The sequence below is a fragment of the Streptomyces sp. Go-475 genome, from assembly GCF_003330845.1.
In the GTDB taxonomy this organism is placed as follows: domain Bacteria; phylum Actinomycetota; class Actinomycetes; order Streptomycetales; family Streptomycetaceae; genus Streptomyces.
The window spans coordinates 3,048,363-3,066,251 of record NZ_CP026121.1 but is presented as its reverse complement, the minus strand read 5'-3'; the positions used below and the strand labels follow the sequence as shown (position 1 = coordinate 3,066,251).

The 17,889-nt window shown below is 73.3% G+C and carries 14 protein-coding genes; 4 read left to right on the top strand and 10 right to left on the bottom strand.

Annotation, left to right across the window (positions count from 1 at the left end):
• Positions 1-25: 25 nt before the first annotated feature.
• Positions 26-991: an esterase-like activity of phytase family protein gene (locus tag C1703_RS14005; RefSeq protein ID WP_114252810.1), complete on the top strand. Its 966-nt coding sequence runs from the start codon at positions 26-28 to the stop codon at positions 989-991.
• Here C1703_RS14005 and C1703_RS14000 read toward each other — a convergent pair whose 3' ends face one another.
• Positions 992-1,357 (bottom strand): hypothetical protein, encoded by a 366-nt coding sequence (locus C1703_RS14000; protein ID WP_114252808.1) that lies wholly within the window; start codon positions 1,355-1,357, stop codon positions 992-994.
• Positions 1,358-1,499: 142 nt separating this feature from the next.
• Between C1703_RS14000 and C1703_RS13995 the strand changes: the two genes are divergently transcribed.
• The 3 genes from C1703_RS13995 to C1703_RS13985 all read left to right on the top strand — a co-directional run bounded on the left by C1703_RS13995 (position 1,500) and on the right by C1703_RS13985 (position 7,275).
• Positions 1,500-5,219 carry an ABC transporter ATP-binding protein gene (locus tag C1703_RS13995; RefSeq protein WP_114252806.1) on the top strand — a complete coding sequence of 1,240 codons (3,720 nt, stop codon included), beginning with the start codon at positions 1,500-1,502 and terminating at the stop codon, positions 5,217-5,219.
• A gap of 112 nt (positions 5,220-5,331) precedes the next feature.
• Positions 5,332-5,724, top strand: coding sequence for a hypothetical protein (locus C1703_RS13990; RefSeq protein WP_114252804.1), 393 nt, complete (start codon positions 5,332-5,334; stop codon positions 5,722-5,724).
• A 114-nt stretch (positions 5,725-5,838) separates the two neighbouring features.
• Positions 5,839-7,275 (top strand): S28 family serine protease, encoded by a 1,437-nt coding sequence (locus tag C1703_RS13985; RefSeq protein WP_114252802.1) that lies wholly within the window; start codon positions 5,839-5,841, stop codon positions 7,273-7,275.
• Positions 7,276-7,300: 25 nt separating this feature from the next.
• On the opposite strand, the gene C1703_RS13980 is transcribed toward C1703_RS13985, so the two are convergent.
• The 9 genes from C1703_RS13980 to C1703_RS13940 all read right to left on the bottom strand — a co-directional run bounded on the left by C1703_RS13980 (position 7,301) and on the right by C1703_RS13940 (position 17,572).
• On the bottom strand, positions 7,301-7,957 hold the full coding sequence (locus C1703_RS13980) for a hypothetical protein (RefSeq protein ID WP_114257414.1): 657 nt from the start codon (positions 7,955-7,957) through the stop codon (positions 7,301-7,303).
• Between the two features lie 146 nt (positions 7,958-8,103).
• Positions 8,104-9,948 (bottom strand): glycoside hydrolase family 3 protein, encoded by a 1,845-nt coding sequence (locus C1703_RS13975; RefSeq protein WP_114252800.1) that lies wholly within the window; start codon positions 9,946-9,948, stop codon positions 8,104-8,106.
• Positions 9,949-10,327: 379 nt separating this feature from the next.
• Complete coding sequence (locus C1703_RS13970; protein WP_232840481.1) at positions 10,328-12,079, bottom strand: ABC transporter ATP-binding protein; 1,752 nt, start codon at positions 12,077-12,079, stop codon at positions 10,328-10,330.
• 67 nt (positions 12,080-12,146) lie between these two features.
• On the bottom strand, positions 12,147-12,638 hold the full coding sequence (locus C1703_RS13965; RefSeq protein ID WP_114252796.1) for a lasso peptide biosynthesis B2 protein: 492 nt from the start codon (positions 12,636-12,638) through the stop codon (positions 12,147-12,149).
• The gene (locus tag C1703_RS13960; RefSeq protein ID WP_114252794.1) at positions 12,635-12,925 is read right to left on the bottom strand and encodes a lasso peptide biosynthesis PqqD family chaperone; all 291 of its coding nucleotides are present in this window, start codon (positions 12,923-12,925) and stop codon (positions 12,635-12,637) included. Before C1703_RS13960 ends, C1703_RS13965 begins: the two co-directional genes overlap by 4 nt.
• Before the next feature lie 16 nt (positions 12,926-12,941).
• Positions 12,942-14,774 (bottom strand): lasso peptide isopeptide bond-forming cyclase, encoded by a 1,833-nt coding sequence (locus tag C1703_RS13955; protein ID WP_114252792.1) that lies wholly within the window; start codon positions 14,772-14,774, stop codon positions 12,942-12,944.
• 344 nt (positions 14,775-15,118) lie between these two features.
• Entirely contained in the window at positions 15,119-15,922 is an 804-nt protein-coding gene (locus tag C1703_RS13950) for a sugar phosphate isomerase/epimerase family protein (protein WP_114252790.1), read from the bottom strand.
• A complete protein-coding gene (locus C1703_RS13945; protein WP_114257413.1) occupies positions 15,919-16,899 on the bottom strand; it encodes a bifunctional helix-turn-helix transcriptional regulator/GNAT family N-acetyltransferase in 981 nt (326 codons plus the stop codon). Before C1703_RS13945 ends, C1703_RS13950 begins: the two co-directional genes overlap by 4 nt.
• A 73-nt stretch (positions 16,900-16,972) precedes the next feature.
• The gene (locus C1703_RS13940; protein WP_114252788.1) at positions 16,973-17,572 is read right to left on the bottom strand and encodes a dihydrofolate reductase family protein; all 600 of its coding nucleotides are present in this window, start codon (positions 17,570-17,572) and stop codon (positions 16,973-16,975) included.
• Positions 17,573-17,889 lie beyond the last annotated feature (317 nt).

Below are 17,889 nucleotides of genomic sequence, written 5' to 3'. Positions count from 1 at the left end.
ACCGGCCCGCCCTACGGTGACGCCCATGCCTCTGAGAACCCACCTCGCTCTCCTCACGGCGGGCCTGGCGGCGGCCACGTGCCTGACCGCCGCCGGCCCCGCCCAGGCGTCGACGTCCCACGCCTGCTCGCCCTCCGTCTCCATCGACGGCTTCTCCGACGCGCTCGACAAGACGACGTACGAGCACACCGTCGTCGGCAACTTCTCCGCCCTGGCCGTCGACCGGGACGGCTCCCTGGCCGCCCTCTCCGACCGCTCGTCCCTGTTCCGCCTGGACGCGCGGACGCTGCGGCCCCGGTCCGTGCTCCCCCTCTCCGACGAGAACGGGGCCGCGCTCGACTCCGAGGGCCTGGTCGTGGACCGGGACGGCAGCTACCTCGTCTCCTCCGAGACCGAGCCGTCGGTACGCCGCTACTCCCGCACCGGCGCGATCCTCGACCGGCTCCCCGTCCCGGACGACCTGCGCGTGGCCCCCGCCGGCCGCGCCCGGTCCAACGGCACCTTCGAGGGCCTGACCCTGCTGCCCGGCGGCCGCACCCTCGTCGCGTCCATGGAGTACCCCCTGGCCGGCGACCCCGCCGACACCGTCCGCCTCCAGACCTGGCAGCGCCACGGCTCCCGCTTCCGGCTCGGCGCCCAGTACACCTACCGCACCGACCCCGGCCTGGGCGTCCCCGAGATCCGGGCCACTCCCGACGGCCGCCTCCTCGTCCTGGAGCGCGGCTTCACCGCCGGCGTCGGCAACACGGTCCGCCTCTACCTGGCCGACCCGCGCCACGGCCCGCGGAAGACCCTGCTCACGGACCTCGTGACCTGCCCGTCCCTGGGCGCCACGGCCAGGCAGCCCCAGCCGAACCCCCTCCTCGACAACATCGAGGGCATGACGGTCACGGGTCGCACCAAGAACACCCTGAGGGTCCTGCTGGTCAGCGACGACAACGAGAACCCGGCCCAGACGACCCGCTTCTACGCACTGCGGGTACGCCTCTGATCACATCTCCCAGCCCAGCAGCGGGACACGGACCCCGGTGAGCAGGGCCAGGACGAGCACCGCCGACAGCAGCAGCACCGCGGCGAGGCGCACCACGGCGAGCGCGTCCACCGCGGTGCGCAGCGGCGGCCAGGGCAGCGGGCGCAGCGTCCAGGTCACCGCGACCGAGACGGCGAGGAGCAGGGCGAGCCGGGCGATCTCCGCGTCGCCGGACACCTGGCGCGGCGCGCTCGGGTCCAGGTCGTAGCCCTCCGCGTACATGGCGAACGCGAGCACCCGCCAGCACAGGGCGGCGCACAGCGCCACCACGGCTTCGGCGCGCGCGAAGCGCGGTCGCCGCCAGGACCGGGCGAGTGTCGCATGCATGATCGGACGACCTTAGCCCAGTCCTACGACCTTGGTCGGGTGTTCCTCGTCCGCTGGTCGGGGAAGGGGCGGCGCGGGATGAAATCCGGGGCTCTCCGCGTTGGTGCCTTCCGGCAGAGCAGGACGACAGGAAGGCATCGGCGTGACACCGAAACGGGGATGGGCACGACGGCTGTGGGCGTACGCGTGGCGCCACCCCAAGGACGTCGTACTCGCCCTCGGGTCCTCCCTCGCCGGCATGGCCGTGATGGCCCTCGTCCCGCTGATCACGAAGGTGATCATCGACGACGTCATCACCGAGCACACCAGGTCCATGACCACCTGGGCCGGTCTCCTCGTCGCCGCCGCCCTGGCCGTCTACGTCCTCACGTACATCCGCCGCTACTACGGCGGCCGTCTCGCCCTCGACGTCCAGCACGACCTGCGGACGGAGATGTTCGGCACGATCACCCGGCTCGACGGCCGCCGCCAGGACGAGCTGTCCACCGGCCAGGTCGTCGGCCGCGCCACCAGCGACCTCCAGCTGATCCAGGGCCTGCTCTTCATGCTCCCGATGACCATCGGGAACTTCATGCTCTTCCTGATCTCCCTGGTGATCATGGCGTGGCTGTCCGTCCCGCTCACCCTGGTCGCCCTGGCCGTGGCCCCCGCCCTGTGGTGGATCGCCAAGCGCAGCCGCACCCGGCTGCACCCCTCCACCTGGTACGCCCAGGCCCAGGCCGCCGCCGTCGCGGGCGTGGTCGACGGGGCCGTCAGCGGCGTGCGCGTGGTGAAGGGCTTCGGGCAGGAGGAGCAGGAGACCGGCAAGCTCCGGGACGTCAGCCGCAGGCTCTTCGCGGGCCGGCTGCGCACCATCCGCCTGAACTCCGTCTACACCCCGGCCCTGCAGTCCGTGCCCGCCCTCGGCCAGGTGGCGATGCTGGCGCTCGGCGGCTGGCTGGCGGTGCGCGGGCACATCACGCTCGGCACGTTCGTCGCCTTCTCCACCTACCTCGCCCAGCTGGTCGGCCCGGTCCGCATGCTGGCCATGGTGCTCACCGTCGGCCAGCAGGCCCGCGCCGGCACCGAGCGGGTCCTGGAGCTGATCGACACCGAGCCGTCCCTGACCGACGGCACCAAGGAGCTGCCCGCCGACGCGCCCGCGACCGTCGAGTTCGACGACGTCTCCTTCGGCTACGAGGACGGCCGCCCGGTCCTCGACGGGCTCTCCTTCGAGATCCGCCCCGGCGAGACCCTCGCCGTCGTCGGCTCCTCCGGCTCCGGCAAGTCCACCGTCTCCCTGCTCCTGCCGCGCTTCTACGACGTCAGCCGCGGTGCCGTCCTGGTCGGCGGGCACGACGTGCGCGAACTGACGTTGGAGTCGCTGCGGGCCGCGATCGGACTGGTCCCGGAGGACTCCTTCCTCTTCTCCGACACCGTCCGCAACAACATCGCCTACGGCCGCCCGGACGCCACCCAGGAGGAGATCGAGAAGGCCGCCCGCGCCGCCCAGGCGGACCGGTTCATCGCCGAGCTGCCCGACGGCTACGACACCACCGTCGGCGAGCACGGCCTCACTCTCTCCGGCGGCCAGCGCCAGCGCGTCGCCCTGGCCCGCGCGATCCTCAGCGACCCGCGCCTGCTGGTCCTGGACGACGCCACCTCCGCCGTGGACGCCCGCGTCGAGCACGAGATCCACGAGGCGCTCAAGGGCGTCATGCGCGGCCGCACGACCCTGCTGATCGCCCACCGCCGCTCCACCCTGAACCTCGCCGACCGCATCGCCGTCCTGGACGGCGGCCGGCTCGCCGACATCGGCACCCACGAGGAACTCCAGGAGCGCTCGGCCCTCTACCGCCGCCTGCTCACCGACCCGGACGAGCTGGGCGCGGTCTCCCCGGGCCACACCCCGCCCGCCTGCCCCCAGGAGGACACCTCCGTACGGGAGGAGCTGGACGCCGAGTTCGACGCCGAGCGCGGCGTCACCCCGCGGCTGTGGAGCGGTGACCGCGAGCGCAAGGACCTGGCCCTCGCCGAGAGCCCCGCCACCCCCGAGCTGCTCGCGCAGGTCGAGGCGCTGCCCCCGGCCACCGACGTGCCGGACGTCGACGAGTCCCGGGCCGTCCAGCCGGAGGAGTCCTACGGCCTGCGCCGGCTGCTGCGCGGCTTCGGGCTGCCGCTGCTGGTCAGCCTGGCCCTGGTCGCCACCGACGCGGGCATGGGCCTGCTGCTGCCGGTGCTGATCCGGCACGGCATCGACTCCGGCGTCACGCAGGCCGCGCTCGGCGCCGTGTGGGCCGCGTCCCTGCTCGCGCTGCTGACGGTGGCCGTGCAGTGGGCGGCCCAGGTCGGCGAGACCCGGATGACCGGACGCACCGGCGAGCGGGTCCTGTACGCGCTCCGCCTGAAGATCTTCGCCCAGCTCCAGCGCCTCGGGCTCGACTACTACGAGCGCGAGCTGACCGGCCGGATCATGACCCGGATGACGACCGACGTCGACGCGCTGTCGACGTTCCTGCAGACGGGCCTGGTCACCGCCTTCGTCTCGGTCGTCACCTTCTTCGGCATCATGGTGGCCCTGCTGGTCATCGACCTCGAGCTCGCCCTGGTCGTCTTCGCGACGCTGCCGCCGCTGATCATCGCCACGTACTTCTTCCGCCGGGCGAGCGTGAAGGCGTACGAACTGGCGCGCGAGCGCGTGTCGGTGGTCAACGCCGACCTCCAGGAGTCCGTGTCGGGGCTGCGGATCGTGCAGGCGTTCCGGCGCGAGCGGGACGGCGGGCGGCGGTTCGCCGAGCGCAGCGACAGCTACCGCCGGGCGCGCATCCGGGGCCAGTGGCTGATCTCCGTGTACTTCCCGTTCGTGCAGTTCCTGTCGTCGGTGGCGGCCGCGGCCGTGCTGATCGTGGGCGGAGCCCGGGTCGACGACGGCACGCTGGCCATCGGCTCCCTGGTGGCGTACCTGCTCTACATCGACCTGTTCTTCGCACCCGTGCAGCAGCTCTCCCAGGTCTTCGACGGCTACCAGCAGGCGTCCGTCTCGCTGGGCCGCATCCAGGAGCTGCTGCGGGAGCCGACGTCGACGAAGTCCGCCGACGAACCCCGCGAGGTCCTGTCCCTGCGCGGCGAGATCGCCTTCGAGGACGTGCACTTCGCGTACGGCGACGACGAGGAGGCCCTCGGCGGGGTCGACCTGCGCATCCCGGCCGGGCAGACCGTCGCGTTCGTCGGCGAGACCGGCGCGGGCAAGTCGACCCTGGTCAAGCTCGTGGCCCGCTTCTACGACCCGACCGGCGGCCGGGTCACCGTCGACGGCGCCGATCTGCGCACCCTGGACCTCACCTCGTACCGGCACCGTCTGGGGGTCGTCCCGCAGGAGGCGTACCTCTTCCAGGGCACCGTCCGCGACGCCATCGCCTACGGCCGCCCCGACGCCACCGACGCCGAGGTGGAGGCGGCGGCCCGGGCGGTCGGCGCCCACGACATGATCGCCACCCTGGAGGGCGGCTACCTGCACGAGGTCGCCGAGCGCGGCCGCAACCTCTCCGCCGGGCAGCGCCAGCTCATCGCCCTGGCCCGGGCCGAGCTGGTCGACCCGGACGTGCTGCTGCTCGACGAGGCCACGGCCGCCCTCGACCTGGCCACGGAGGCCCAGGTCAACCAGGCCACCGACCGCCTCGCCGGGCGCCGTACGACCCTCGTCGTCGCCCACCGGCTCACCACCGCCGCCCGCGCCGACCGGGTCGTCGTCATGGACCACGGCCGGGTCGCCGAGGACGGCACGCACGAGGAACTGCTCGCGCGCGGCGGCCGGTACGCGGAGCTGTGGCGGACCTTCATCGGCGCCGCCGAGCCGGAGGAGCCGGTCGGCGCGTCCCGCTGAGCCCTCCCCGGGACCGCGTTTCCGTAACGCTCGTGCAACCGTCCGACATACGTCATGCGTCCGTACACCCGTACGTCGATGGTCGCGGACGACGCGGTACGGGAGGACGACAGTGGACAGTGGAGCGATACGCCGGCGGCTCGCGCTCGGCCTGGCCGTGCTGACCGCCTCCGGCCTGCTCGCCGTCGCGGCCCCGGGCGAGGCGCAGGCCGCCTCCGCCGCCTACTGCCCCGGCCGCAAGGTCCGCACCCTGCCGTTCTCCACCGGGACCGTGCTCGTCTACAAGCGCGGCGGCTACGTCTGCGCCGTGACCCTCACCAAGAAGCCCGGCGTGCGGCGCACGATGTCGGTGAGCGTGCAGGCGCGCGGCAACCTGCCGGTCGTCGACCAGGGCAGGTACGCCTACCACGCGGGCCCGGTGACCGTGCACGCCGGGCGCCGCTGCGTGTGGCTCAAGGGCAAGGTGGGCCGGGGGAAGTACAGCTCCGGCTGGATCCTGTGCTGACTCCCCGCACCCTCCGAAGTGCGCCCGCGCACAGGGATTTCCCTATGTCCCCTGGTGCTTGGGCGAGTTGGTCCGCTAGCTTCCGGCGCACATCTGTCTCACAGGGGAGTGTGCATGCGCAAGGCGCTCAGATGGCTGCTGGCGCTCACGGTGCTCATAGGCACCTTGGGCACGGCGGGAGCGGCCACCGCCGCCGACGCCACCGGCACCGACGCCACCACCGACATCAAGGAAAGGCTGCTCTCCATACCGGGCATGAGCCTGGTCGAGGAGAAGCCGTACACGGGCTACCGCTTCTTCGTCCTGAACTACACGCAGCCGGTCGATCACCGCAGGCCCTCCAAGGGCACGTTCCAGCAGCGCATCACCGTGCTGCACAAGGACGTCTCGCGCCCGACGGTCTTCTTCACCAGCGGCTACAACGTCTCCACGACGCCCCGCCGCAGCGAGCCCACGCAGATCGTGGACGGCAACCAGGTCTCCCTGGAGTACCGCTTCTTCACCCCGTCCCGGCCCCAGCCGGCCGACTGGTCCAAGCTGGACATCTGGCAGGCCGCCAGCGACCAGCACCGCGTCTTCACGGCGCTGAAGGGCATCTACGGCAAGAAGTGGATCTCCACGGGCGGCTCGAAGGGCGGCATGACCGCCACCTACTACGAGCGCTTCTACCCGCGTGACATGGACGGCGTCGTCGCCTACGTCGCCCCCAACGACGTGGTGAACAAGGAGGACTCGGCCTACGACCGGTTCTTCGCCCGCGTCGGCACCAAGGAGTGCCGCGACCGCCTGAACGCCGTGCAGCGCGAGGCGCTGGTGCGCCGCGAGCCGCTGGAGAGGAAGTACGCCGCCTACGCGCAGGACAACGGCCTCACCTTCACCACCATCGGCAGCCTGGACAAGGCCTACGAGGCCACCGTCCTGGACTACGTGTGGGGCTTCTGGCAGTACAGCCTGCTGTCCGACTGCGACCAGATCCCGGCCGACGCCAAGAACGCCACCGACGACGAGATCTGGGACTCCGTCGACACGATCGCCGGCTTCTCCGCCTACGCCGACCAGGGCCTGGAGCAGTACACGCCGTACTACTACCAGGCCGGCACGCAGCTCGGCGCGCCGACGATCGGCTTCCCGCACATCGAGAAGCAGTACATCCGCTACGGCTACCAGCCGCCCCGGAACTTCGTCCCCCGGGACATCCCCATGCGGTTCCAGCCGCAGGCGATGCGGGACGTCGACAGCTGGGTGCGGCACAACGCCCGGCAGATGCTCTTCGTCAACGGCCAGAACGACCCGTGGAGCGCGGAGCCGTTCCGCCTCGGCAAGGGCGCGAAGGACTCCTACGTCTTCACCGCCCCGGGCATGAACCACGGCGCCAACGTCGCCGGCCTCGTCCCCGAGCAGAAGGCGCTCGCCACCGCCCGCATCCTCGACTGGGCCGGTGTCGCCCCGAGCACGGTGCAGGCCGACCCGCAGACGGCCAAGCCGCTGGCGAAGTTCGACGCCAAGCTGGACAAGCGGGACGTGCAGCGCGAGATGACGCTGCGTCCGTAAATTCGTAGTCCCCGCGCCCGGCCGCTCACAGCGGCCGGGCGCACCCCACCGGCCGGTCCCCGCCGAGGCGGACGTACAGGGCGGTCGAGGCGGGGCAGTCGCCCCGCGCGGCGACCGCCCGGGTCACCTTGAACTCCGGCCGCTGCTCGCCCTTCCCGTCGCACGCCGCCTCGCGGACCTGCCCGTCGCCGGAGCTGTAGACGCAGTCGCCGACGATGGTGCGCGGACCGCCCCCGCCGCCCGGGTCGCCCGGATGCGGCGGCTGGAGGTTGCGCATGCACGCGTAGCCCTGCGGCACCGCCCCGTCGCCGTCCTCGTCGGACGCGGGCCGCTGCTCGCTGATGTGCAGCACGAAGTCGGTGGTCGCCGGGCAGCGCGGCCCGTCCCGCACCGCGCCGTCGTGCCGCGCCACGACCCGCGCCGCCGCCCGCTCCCCGGAGCACGGCACCTCGGTGAAGCTCGTCGTGCCGAACGAACTGCACTCGTCGACCGCGAGGAACACCGCCCCGTACCCGGACGGCCGGGTCGGCGGCGGCGACACCGCGGAGGGACTCCCGGTCGCCGGCTCGCCCGGCCGGCCGTCCTCCGCCACGCCCGCCGACGGGCTCTGGCACCCGGTCAGCAGCGCTCCGAGCAGCACCAGCAGCCCGCACACCACCCCCGCCGAACTTCTCTCGCGCATCGCCATCCCCCCGAGTGCCCAGGGCCCGTCGTCCAGATCACAAACGACAGGCCCTGGCCCAGCGTGACTCTCCGGGTGGGCGCACGCCAGGCTCACGGGTCGGTTTGCGCACCTTGGGGGTGGTGTGCCCGGTCCGTGGCGTACGTCTAGTACGTCAGCCCGTACCCGATCGGGTACAGCACCTGCTCCGGATCATCCGCCCGCCGCACCGCCACCGGGAGCTTCCCGCGCGGCTCCACCCGCCCGGCGATCACCCGGGCGGCGGCCCGCAGTTCGACGTCGGTCCAGGAGTAGGCGGCCAGGCAGGCCGCGGCGGACGGCAGCCGGGCCACGTCGTACGGGTTGCGGATCGCGACCGCCACGACCGGCCGCCCGGTCGCCGCGAGCTGCTCGACCAGTGTCTGCTGGGCGCTGCCCGCGCCGACGTTGTAGGTGGCGGCCACCACCGCGTCCGCGTCCCGCGCCGCCGCGACCGCCCGGGCGACGGTCGCCGCGGAGGGTGCCGTGCCGGTCGGCAGGGCGGTGGCCGCGAAGCCCAGTTCGGTCAGCGCGCCCGCGAGCACGCCGGTGGGCGGCCCGGTCGTCCCGGTCGGCGAGGCCGGGTCGGCCCCGACCACGAGCACCTTGGGGTACCGGCGCCGGGACAGCGGCAGCAGCCGCCCCTCGTTGACGAGCAGTGTGGTCGTCCGCTCGGCGATCCGGTCGGCCGCCGCCAGATGCGCCCGGGTCCCGACGGTCCGGTCGACGCCGCCGTGGGTGACGTACGGCGAACGGAACAGCCCGAGCTTCGCCTTGAGCCGCAGGATCCGCAGGACCGAGGTGTCCAGCCGGGCTTCGGTCAGCTCGCCCCCGCGCACGGCGGCCAGGACGGCGTTCCACGCGAGGTCCAGGTCGGGCGGGTTGAGGAGCTGGTCCACGCCCGCCTTCAGCGCGAGCACCGGCACCCGGTCGTCGCCGTACTTGGTCCGCACGCCCTCCATGCCGAGGGAGTCGGTGACCACGACCCCGTCGTAGCCGAGCTTCTCGCGCAGGATGCCGGTGAGGATCGGGCGGGAGAGGGTGGCCGGGTCGCCGGAGTCGTCCAGGGCGGGGACCATCAGGTGCGCGGTCATGATCGAGTCGATGCCGGCGGCGATGGCGGCCCGGAACGGCGGGGCGTCCAGCTTCTCCCACAGCTCCCGGCTGTGCGTGATGGTGGGGAAGCCGGTGTGGCTGTCGACGTTGGTGTCCCCGTGCCCGGGGAAGTGCTTGGCGGTCGCGGCGACCCCGGACCCCTGGTACCCGGCGACCTCGGCGGCCACCAGCGCGGCCACCGCCCGCGGTGCGGCGCCGAAGGACCGTACGCCGATGACCGGGTTGGCCGGGTTGACGTTCACGTCGGCGACGGGGGAGTAGTCCTGCCGGATGCCCATCGCGCGCAGCTCGGCGCCCGCGATCCGGCCCAGCGTCCGGGCGTCCGGCCGCGACCCGCCCGCCCCCACGGCCATGGCGCCCGGGAACAGCGTGGCGGGTTTGCCCACCCGGGCGACGATCCCGTGCTCCTGGTCGGTGGAGATGAGCACCGGCAGCCCGCGCGGCAGCTCCAGGGACGCCTTCTGGATGCCGTTGGACAGGTCCGCGATCTGGTGCGGTTCGCGGGTGTTGTGCGCCCAGGCGAAGTAGATGATGCCGCCGACCCGGTACTTCGCGACCAGCTCGGCGGCCGTACGGACCCCGATCTCCTTGAGGTTGGCGTCGATGTCGGCCTGGTCGGGGGCGGTGGCGGAGTGGCCGTAGACCCGCATCACGAAGAGCTGCCCGACCTTCTCCTCCGGCGTCATGCGGGAGACGAGGGCGCGGAGCCGGCGGTCGTCCGGGGTGTCGGCGGCGGACGCGGGCCCGGCGGCCGCGAGGGCGGCGGTGACTCCCGCGGTGGCGGCGAGGACGGTACGTCTGGAGGGCTGTGCGGTGTTTCCCGTGCTTCCCGTGCTTCCCGTGCCGGTGTCGTGCACGTGGGCTCCTTCCGGAGGTGATCCGCTCGGATCCGCTGAAGGAAATCTGAAGGAAACTTCCAAGAGGTCAGCAATAACCGGGAAGTTTCTGCCAGTCAAGGGAATGCACAGTAACCGGGAAGGGGCCGCCACCGGCGCGGTTGGAGGGGGGCGCGCCGATGGCGGCGGTGCCGCCGGCCGCGGTACGGCGGAGAGGGTGGTCAGCGATCGCAGCCAGCAGCGAGGGCCGACACCGCACCGAGGTGACTCCCCGGCGGCCTGGGATTGGACGACGCGAGTCCGGCCCGGGTTCCCGACTCGGCCCGGATTTCCGGAAATCGGTACGCGAGAGGCGCCGGCGGCGGGACGGGGCGGGTGAGCCGCTGCTTTCGGCCACGCGTCACCCGGCCCCCGCACGGGACGCGCCGGCCTCCCCCGGCTGCCGGGTGTGGACGAGGCGCCGGTAGTGCTCACTGGTGGCGGCCAGGTGGGCGTGACTGCCCGCGGCGACGACGCGGCCCTCGTCGAGCACCAGGACCAGGTCCGCGGCGCGGATCGTCGACATGCGGTGGGCGATCACCAGCAGGGTGCACTCCGCCGACACCTCGCGGATCGACCGGCGCAACGCCTCCTCACTGACGGCGTCCAGGTGCGCGGTCGGCTCGTCCAGCAACAGCAGCCGGGGCCGGGCCAGCAGCGACCGGGCGATGGCGATCCGCTGCCGCTCCCCGCCGGACAGCGCCGTGCCGTGCTCCCCGGCGTCGGTGTCCAGGCCCTGCGGCAGCCGTGCCACCAGGTCCGTCAGGTGCACCATGCCGACGACCCGCTCCACCTCCTCGGGCGGCGCGTCGGGAACGGCGTACGTCAGGTTCTCCCGCAGCGTGCCGTAGAGCACCGGCGCCTGCTGCTCCACCAGGCCGACCCGGGCCCGGTGCGCCGCGCGGCCCACCGCCCGTACGTCCCGGCCGTCGAACTCGATCCGGCCGCGGTCGGGGTCGTAGAACCGCTCGACGAGCGCGAAGACGGTCGACTTTCCGACGCCGGAGCTGCCGATCAGGGCGACATGGGCGTGCTCGGGCACCTCGAAGGACACCCCGCGCAGCACGGGCCGGTCCGGTTCGTAGCCGAACCAGACGTCCCGGAACGCCAGCAGGGGCGGCCGGGCGGCACCGTCGGGGCGGGGCGCCGGCCGCCGGGGCGCCGCGTCCCGCTCGGTGGGCAGCGCCAGCACCTCGGTGATCCGGCGGTAGGCGCCCACGCCCTGCTGCATGGTGCTGACGGACTGGAACACCGTCCCGATCGGACCCACCAGATAGATCATGTACAGCAGGAAGGCGGCCAGATCCGCCAGCGACCCCTGCCGGTCGGCGACCCGCAGTCCGCCGATCAGCAGCACGACGATGAACGACCCCTTCACGGCCAGTTCGACGGCCGGGGCCACCACCGCGTCCAGCTTCGCCATCCGCACGCTCCCCGCGTACGCCGACCTGGCCCCGCCGCCGATGCGCTCCGACTCGCGCTGCTCGGCACGGCTGGCCCGGACGGTGCGGATGGCGCCGAGCGCCCGCTCCAGGTCGGCGGTCATCGCCCCCGTGGCCCGCTGCGTGGCCAGGGACGCCGACGCGATGCCGCGCAGCACCGAGCCGACCAGGACCGTGCCCAGCGTCACCACGGCCAGCACGACGAGGAACATCGTCCAGTCCAGCCAGATCATCAGCGCCACGACCCCGGCCAGTCCGATGCCGCCCGTCACCGCGTCCGTGAACCCCTCGGCGACCAGCAGCCGCAGCGTGGTGCTGTCGGTGCTGACCCGGGAGATCAGGTCACCGACGCGATGCCGGTCGTAGGAGGCCATGGGCAGCCGCAGCACATGCCGGATCAGCCCGAGCCGGACGCCCAGCACGACACCCTCGCCGGTGCGGGCCAGGACGTACTGGGCGAGGCCCTGCACCAGCGCCTGGGCCAGGAAGAACACCACGAGGAGACCGACGACCGGCCCGATCGCGCTCCCGGACGCGGCCGACTCGATGACCCGCCGCACCAGCAGCGGCTGGGCGAGACCGAGGCCCGTCGCGCCCAGCGTCAGCAGCACGGCGAGGGCGACCCGCCGGCGGTGCCCGCGCAGCAGGCGCAGGACGTCCCGGGGACCCACCCGGTTACCCGTGGTCCTCCTCCCACGCCAGGAAGTCACGGCTGACGCTTCCTCCCACGCCCGGCGCTCACGGCAGCCGGGACCCGGCGTCCGCGTCCCGTCCGGCACGCACCGCCGACCGGCCCCGGTGTCCGTCCTCCGCGCACGGCACGGTGAACAGCGGCCGGAAGTAGCCGGGCGGGTACTCCTCGCCCACCGGCACCCCCTCCGCCTCCACCCAGGCGTGCGCACCGAACGGCGGCAGCCGCCGCGCCCCCACGCACCAGGTGGGCCACCGGCCGTGCAGCCGGCACAGCAGGGCCGTGGACAGGGACCGGGGCAGGCAGCCCTCCCGCCCCGCGCACGCCAGGCTGACGGCGACCACGGCGTCCCGGGCCGCCCGCGTCTCCTCGACGGTGGCCGGGCGGGCACCCCGGCTGAGCCGCTCCAGCACGGTCCGTACGCGCCGGGGCCGCCGGGTGGCCAGCAGCCGCGCTACGGCCACCACCAGCCGCACCTCCAGCCGCCGCAGCGGCGGCACCGCACGCGGCGCGTGCGCGACGACCTCCGGCGAACTCATGACGACCGCCCGCGCACGCCACGCCGGGTGTCCTCCTCCACCAGGCCCGCCGCCCGCAGTTCGCCGACCAGTTCCCGGACGTCCCGCCCGGCGCTGTCGGCGTCCACCTCGTACTCGGCGGTCAGCTCCCGCACGGCGTCCTCGGCGCCCCCGCCGTCCAGCAGGGCCCGCACGACGACGGCGGCGGTGGGGTTGAGGGTCCAGTACTGGTCGCGGTCCTCGTCCAGCAGCGCGATCCCGTACTCGGTCTCGGCGGTGTACACACCCGCACGCAGCTTGAGCGTCATGACGTCTCCTTCGGACTCAGGACGGTACGGCCGCGGCGCCCTGCAGCGCGCGCAGCCAGACCTCGCACGCCACCGTCTGGTACAGGGCGTCGAACTGCAGCGACGGCGGCAGCGGACGGCGGCACACCTCGCGCAGGGCGTCGGCGTCGACCAGGCCCAGCCGGGCCAGCCGCGAGTCCTCGCACAGGGCGAGCAGCCCGGCCCGGTTCTCCCGCAGCCCGGCCTCCACGTCGTGCGCGCCCTCGTCCTTGGTGTGCCGGGACAGGCTCTCCTCGGGCACCACACCCCGCATGGCCTCGACGATCAGCGGCTTGTACCGCCAGGGCGTGACCCGGTCCTGCGGCCGCACCGCCAGGCCCGCCTCCACGACCCGGTCGTCGTAGTACGGGGCGGCGAGGCCCACCCCCAGCCGCGCGGCCATCTGCCCCAACTGCCGGACCATCCGCGAGGTGCTCCGCATCGCCTCCAGCTCGACGTGCTGCCCGCGCGTGGGGGCCAGCGGCTCCGCCGTCCGGGCCGCGTCGCGGATCACGTCCCGCACGGCCGCGACGGCGTCCCCGGTCGCCCACGGCGGCAGCCGCGGCGGCATCCCCCAGTCCAGGGTCGGGGTGTCCTCCGGGGGCGGTACGGCGGTGAGCTGCTCCGCGACCCGGGCGAGCCAGGCCCGGTAGGGGCTGCCGTCCCGCAACTGCCGCAGCGTCTGCCGGTACGACCAGGGCCGCTGGGCGGCGAACCCGCGCACCCGCTGCCACGCCACGCGGGGGTGGCTGCGCAGCAGCGCGTGCAGATGCGCCGGCGAACCCGCCAGCAGCTCGTCCCCGCCGAACCCGGTCAGATGCAGCCGTGAGCCGCGCGCCGCGGCGGACCGCGGGATCACCAGCCATCCGCCGCGATGCACGACGGCCGGGCACGGCTCGTCGAACAGGTCGTCCGCCTCGTCCAGCCCGTCGTAGACCAACGGCACCGCGTCCCCGGCGAAGACGTGGTGCTCGACGCCGTCCAGCCCGGCCACGGTACGGCGGGCCCAGGCCACGTCGTCGCTCATGGGATCACGGCCGTCGGCGGTGTAGGCGACGACCCGGGCGCTCCCGCCGGCCGCCAGGGCGCACACGGAGGTGGAGTCCAGCCCGCCCAGATCGCAGCTCACCAGCTCACGCCCCCGGACCCGGGCCGCCACGGCGGCACCCAGCTCCTCCCGCAGCCTCGCGGCGCCCTCGGCCATCGGCACGACCGGCTCGGGCGGACTCCACCACCGGACCTGCCGCTCCCGGCCGTCCCGGTCGAGCAGCAGGCAGTGGCCGCCCGGCAACACCGCGACGCCCTGCCACACGGGCAGGCCCGCCACCGGGTGCAGCGCGAACGAATTCAGCAGACGCACCGCCAGCAGCCGCTCGTCGAGTTGCGCGTCGAGCAGCCGGGCGAGGACATCGGCCCGGTCACCGGCCACCACCACATCACCGACGCGGGCATGGAAAACGGGCCGCAGCCCGGTGACACTGCCCTGAATGCGTACACATCCGCCGGCGGACGCGACCAGATGGAAACTCCCGGCGAACGAACCGACCGCCCTGTCGCTGTCGGCGGCGGTGCGCAGCCGCCCGGCGACCGCGCTCAGCTCCGCGCCGGTGACGGCGTGTTCACCGAGCACCGCGACGCGGGAGGGCCCGGCCGCGCCGACGGTCAGGGCGCCGTCGTCCCAGCGGCCGAGCAGCCAGGGCCGCCCCGACGCATGGCTGACCTCCCGCACGGCCCAGCGGCGCAGCGCGGCGCCGACCGGGGCGGCTTCGGCACGGTCGGGCAGGGCGGCGAACCAGCCCGGGAGCGCGTCGGGGTCGGCGAAACGGTCCACGTGGACGCCCTCCTTGCTCCCGGGCCCGGTCGCTCCCCCAGGGGGAACGACCGACGCGTCACAGGCTGAACCTCAGGCGGATGAGCCGCTCGGGCCCTCTGTTCGTGCCGAGGCCGGTGGCGCGGAAAGTGCCGACCGCAGTCAGCGTCGGACGCTCGTACGCACGCATTTCGTGCACCCCCTTTCCGTTTCAGTCCTCCGGTATGTCGGGTGCCGATGAAACGCGGCATTCGCGATCCAACTTCTCTTTCCAGCCTAGACTTTGACGGGCCGAATTGCCCACTCGAGCCGTGAACCGCCGTTTCGTATTCAATTGTTGACGGCGTCGTCAGAATGCGGGTCCATTACGCCGATTCGTTGAGCAGTCGGCTCAGGTGCTCACGCCCCGGGCCCAGCAGATCGGCCAGCGGCGCCGCGCCCTCGTACCAGCGCTTCTCGTACTCCCAGCACAGCCAGCCGTCCCAGCCGTGCCGGGAGAGGACTTCCACGCACTCGGCCAGGGGCAGGACACCCTCGCCGAGGGGCAGCGGGGTCGTGTCCTCGGCGGAGGCGATGTCCTTGACCTGGACGTAGCCGAGATGGGGGGAGAGGGCCGCGTAGGTCTCCGAGGGCTGCTCACCGCCCAGCCAGGTGTGCATGACGTCCCAGAGCGCGCCGACCTGACGATGGCCGACGAGCCCGAGGACGCGCATGGCGTCGGCGGCGGTGCGGTGCGAGTCGTGGGTCTCCAGGAGCACGCGCACGTTGCGGTCGCCCGCGTACTCGGCGGCCGTACCCAGGCGGCGGGCGGCCGTCGCGTCCGCCTCCTCAGGGGTCTGGACGTCCAGGTCGCCGCCGGGGAAGACGCGGACGTACGGGGCACCGAGGTCGTGGGCCAGGTCGAGGAGGGCGCGGATCTCGGCCAGGACGGGCTCGTCGTCGCCCGGGGCGGCGACCCGCGCGTATCCCGCGAGACCCAGGATCTCTACGCCCGCCCCCTTGAACTCGGCCGCCACCTCGGCCCGCCGATCCGGATCGAGGCCGGTGTGGACCGGCTCCTCGGGGTGGGTGCGCAACTCGACGCCGTGATAGCCGTGCGTACTGGCGAGCCGCAGTACGTCGGTCAGGGGCAGGCCGGGGACACCGAGGGTGGAGAACGCCAGCTTCATGTCGACGGACCATACCCGGCGTCCCCGCCCGCGACTCCCTTTCGCCGGTCGGGTGTTGCGTGAAGATCCAGTCGCCAGTCCTGGCCGGTCAGGTCCCGGCCGAAGGAGCGGTGCGGTTTCTCGGCCACCAGGACGAAGCCGTGGCGCCGGTAGATGCGGCGGGCCGCGGCGAGGACGTCGTTGGTCCACAGGACGACCTCGCGGTAGCCGGCCTCGCGGGCGAAGTCGACGACGGCCTGCACCAGCCGGTCGCCGATGCCGAGCCCCCGCGCGTCCGGCTCGACGAGCAGCAGGCGCAGGCGGGCGGCCCCGGGCGCCTCGTCCCGTACGCACATCACGCACCCCACCGGCCGGCCGTCCAGCTCGGCGATCCACGTCCGCTCCAGGTGGGGGTCGTGGTCCTCGGCGTAGTCGGCGACGATCCTCGCGACCAGCCCCTCGTAGTCGGCGTTCCAGCGGTACTCGGCGGCGTACAGCGCGGCGTTGCGCTGCACGATCCAGCCGAGGTCGCCGGGGGCGGGCTCGCGCAGGACGACGTCCTCGGGGCGCGGGTCCCGGCCGCCGCCGAGAATCGCCCGGACGGTCCCCAGCGCCTCCGCCAGCCGCGGCCGGTCCGCCGCCCGTACGGTGCCCAGCAGCGCCCCGACCGACTCCCGGGCCCGCTCGTCGAGGAGCGCGGCTACCTCCCGGCCGCGGGTGGTGAGCGTGATCCGGCGACGGCGCGGATCCGACTCGGACGGACCGCGCTCGATCAGCCCGTCCTCCTCGAACCGGTTCAGGATGCGGCTCAGGTATCCGGCGTCCAGGTGCAACTGGGCCCGCAGGTCGGCGGCGTCCGTGCGCGGCGCGTGGGCCAGCTCGTAGATCACCCGGGACTCGGTGAGGGTGTAGGGGGCGTACAGCTGACGGCCGTAGTCGAGGGCGCCGATGACGTTCGTGTAGAAGCGGTTGAAGGAGCGGATGTCCTGGACGGTCATGGCCACCACCCCGGTCCTTGACTCAGTCAGAGGTTCCGATGGGGGTGAGCCTAGGCCGCCCAGGACGCCGGGACTACCCCTCGGTCGTCGCCGGCCGGTACACGCACACCTGCGCCCCGGTCTTGGCGGTGGTCGTCGAGACCAGCTCCATCGGGCGCTTCGCCCCGTCCCCGGGGAAGATCGTCTTGCCGCCGCCGAGGAGCACCGGCATGACGACGAGCTGGAGCTCGTCCACGAGACCCTCGGACAGCAGCGTCCGCACGAGCGTCGGGCTGCCCATCATCGCGAGGTCGCCGCCCTCGCTCGCGCGCAGCTCCCGGATCCGGGCCACGGCCTGGTCGCCGGGGATCAGCGAGGAGTTGTTCCAGGTGAGGTCGTCCTCGCCGAGCGTGCTGGACACCACGTACTTCTTCAGGGAGTTCATCCGGTCCGCGAACGGGTCCCCGTCCCGCTCCGGCCAGGCCGCCGCCATCGTCTGCCACGTCCGCCGCCCGAACAGCAGCGCCTCCGCTCTGCCCAGCCCCGCGTCGAAGGCGCCGCCCAGCACCTCCTCGTCGAAGTACGGGTGCGACCACCCGCCGTGCGCGAAGCCCCCGTCGGTGTCCTCCTCCGGCCCGCCCGGGGCCTGCACCACACCGTCCAGGCTGATGAACTCGGTGACGACGATACGCATGGGACTCACTCCGCTTTCTCGCACAGGCGATGAGGACATTCGATACGGCACTGCAGACCGGTCTGCGACGCGAAACTCATCGCCCCGGCCGCGGATTCGTCCGTCACGCCCGGGGCGCCGGCGTCCGGGCCATGGTTCCTCGAAGAGGACGACGGTGTACGACGAACACACCGATCGGTGGACGATGTCCTCTGACATCGAAGTTGGACCGTTTGCCATCGGAGTCACGTCTATGCCCTTCGCCCGCTGACCCAAGAGGTGGTCACCGCTTTGAACGACAGGGCATCCCCGGCGGGCATTGCCGACTCAGCCGCCCG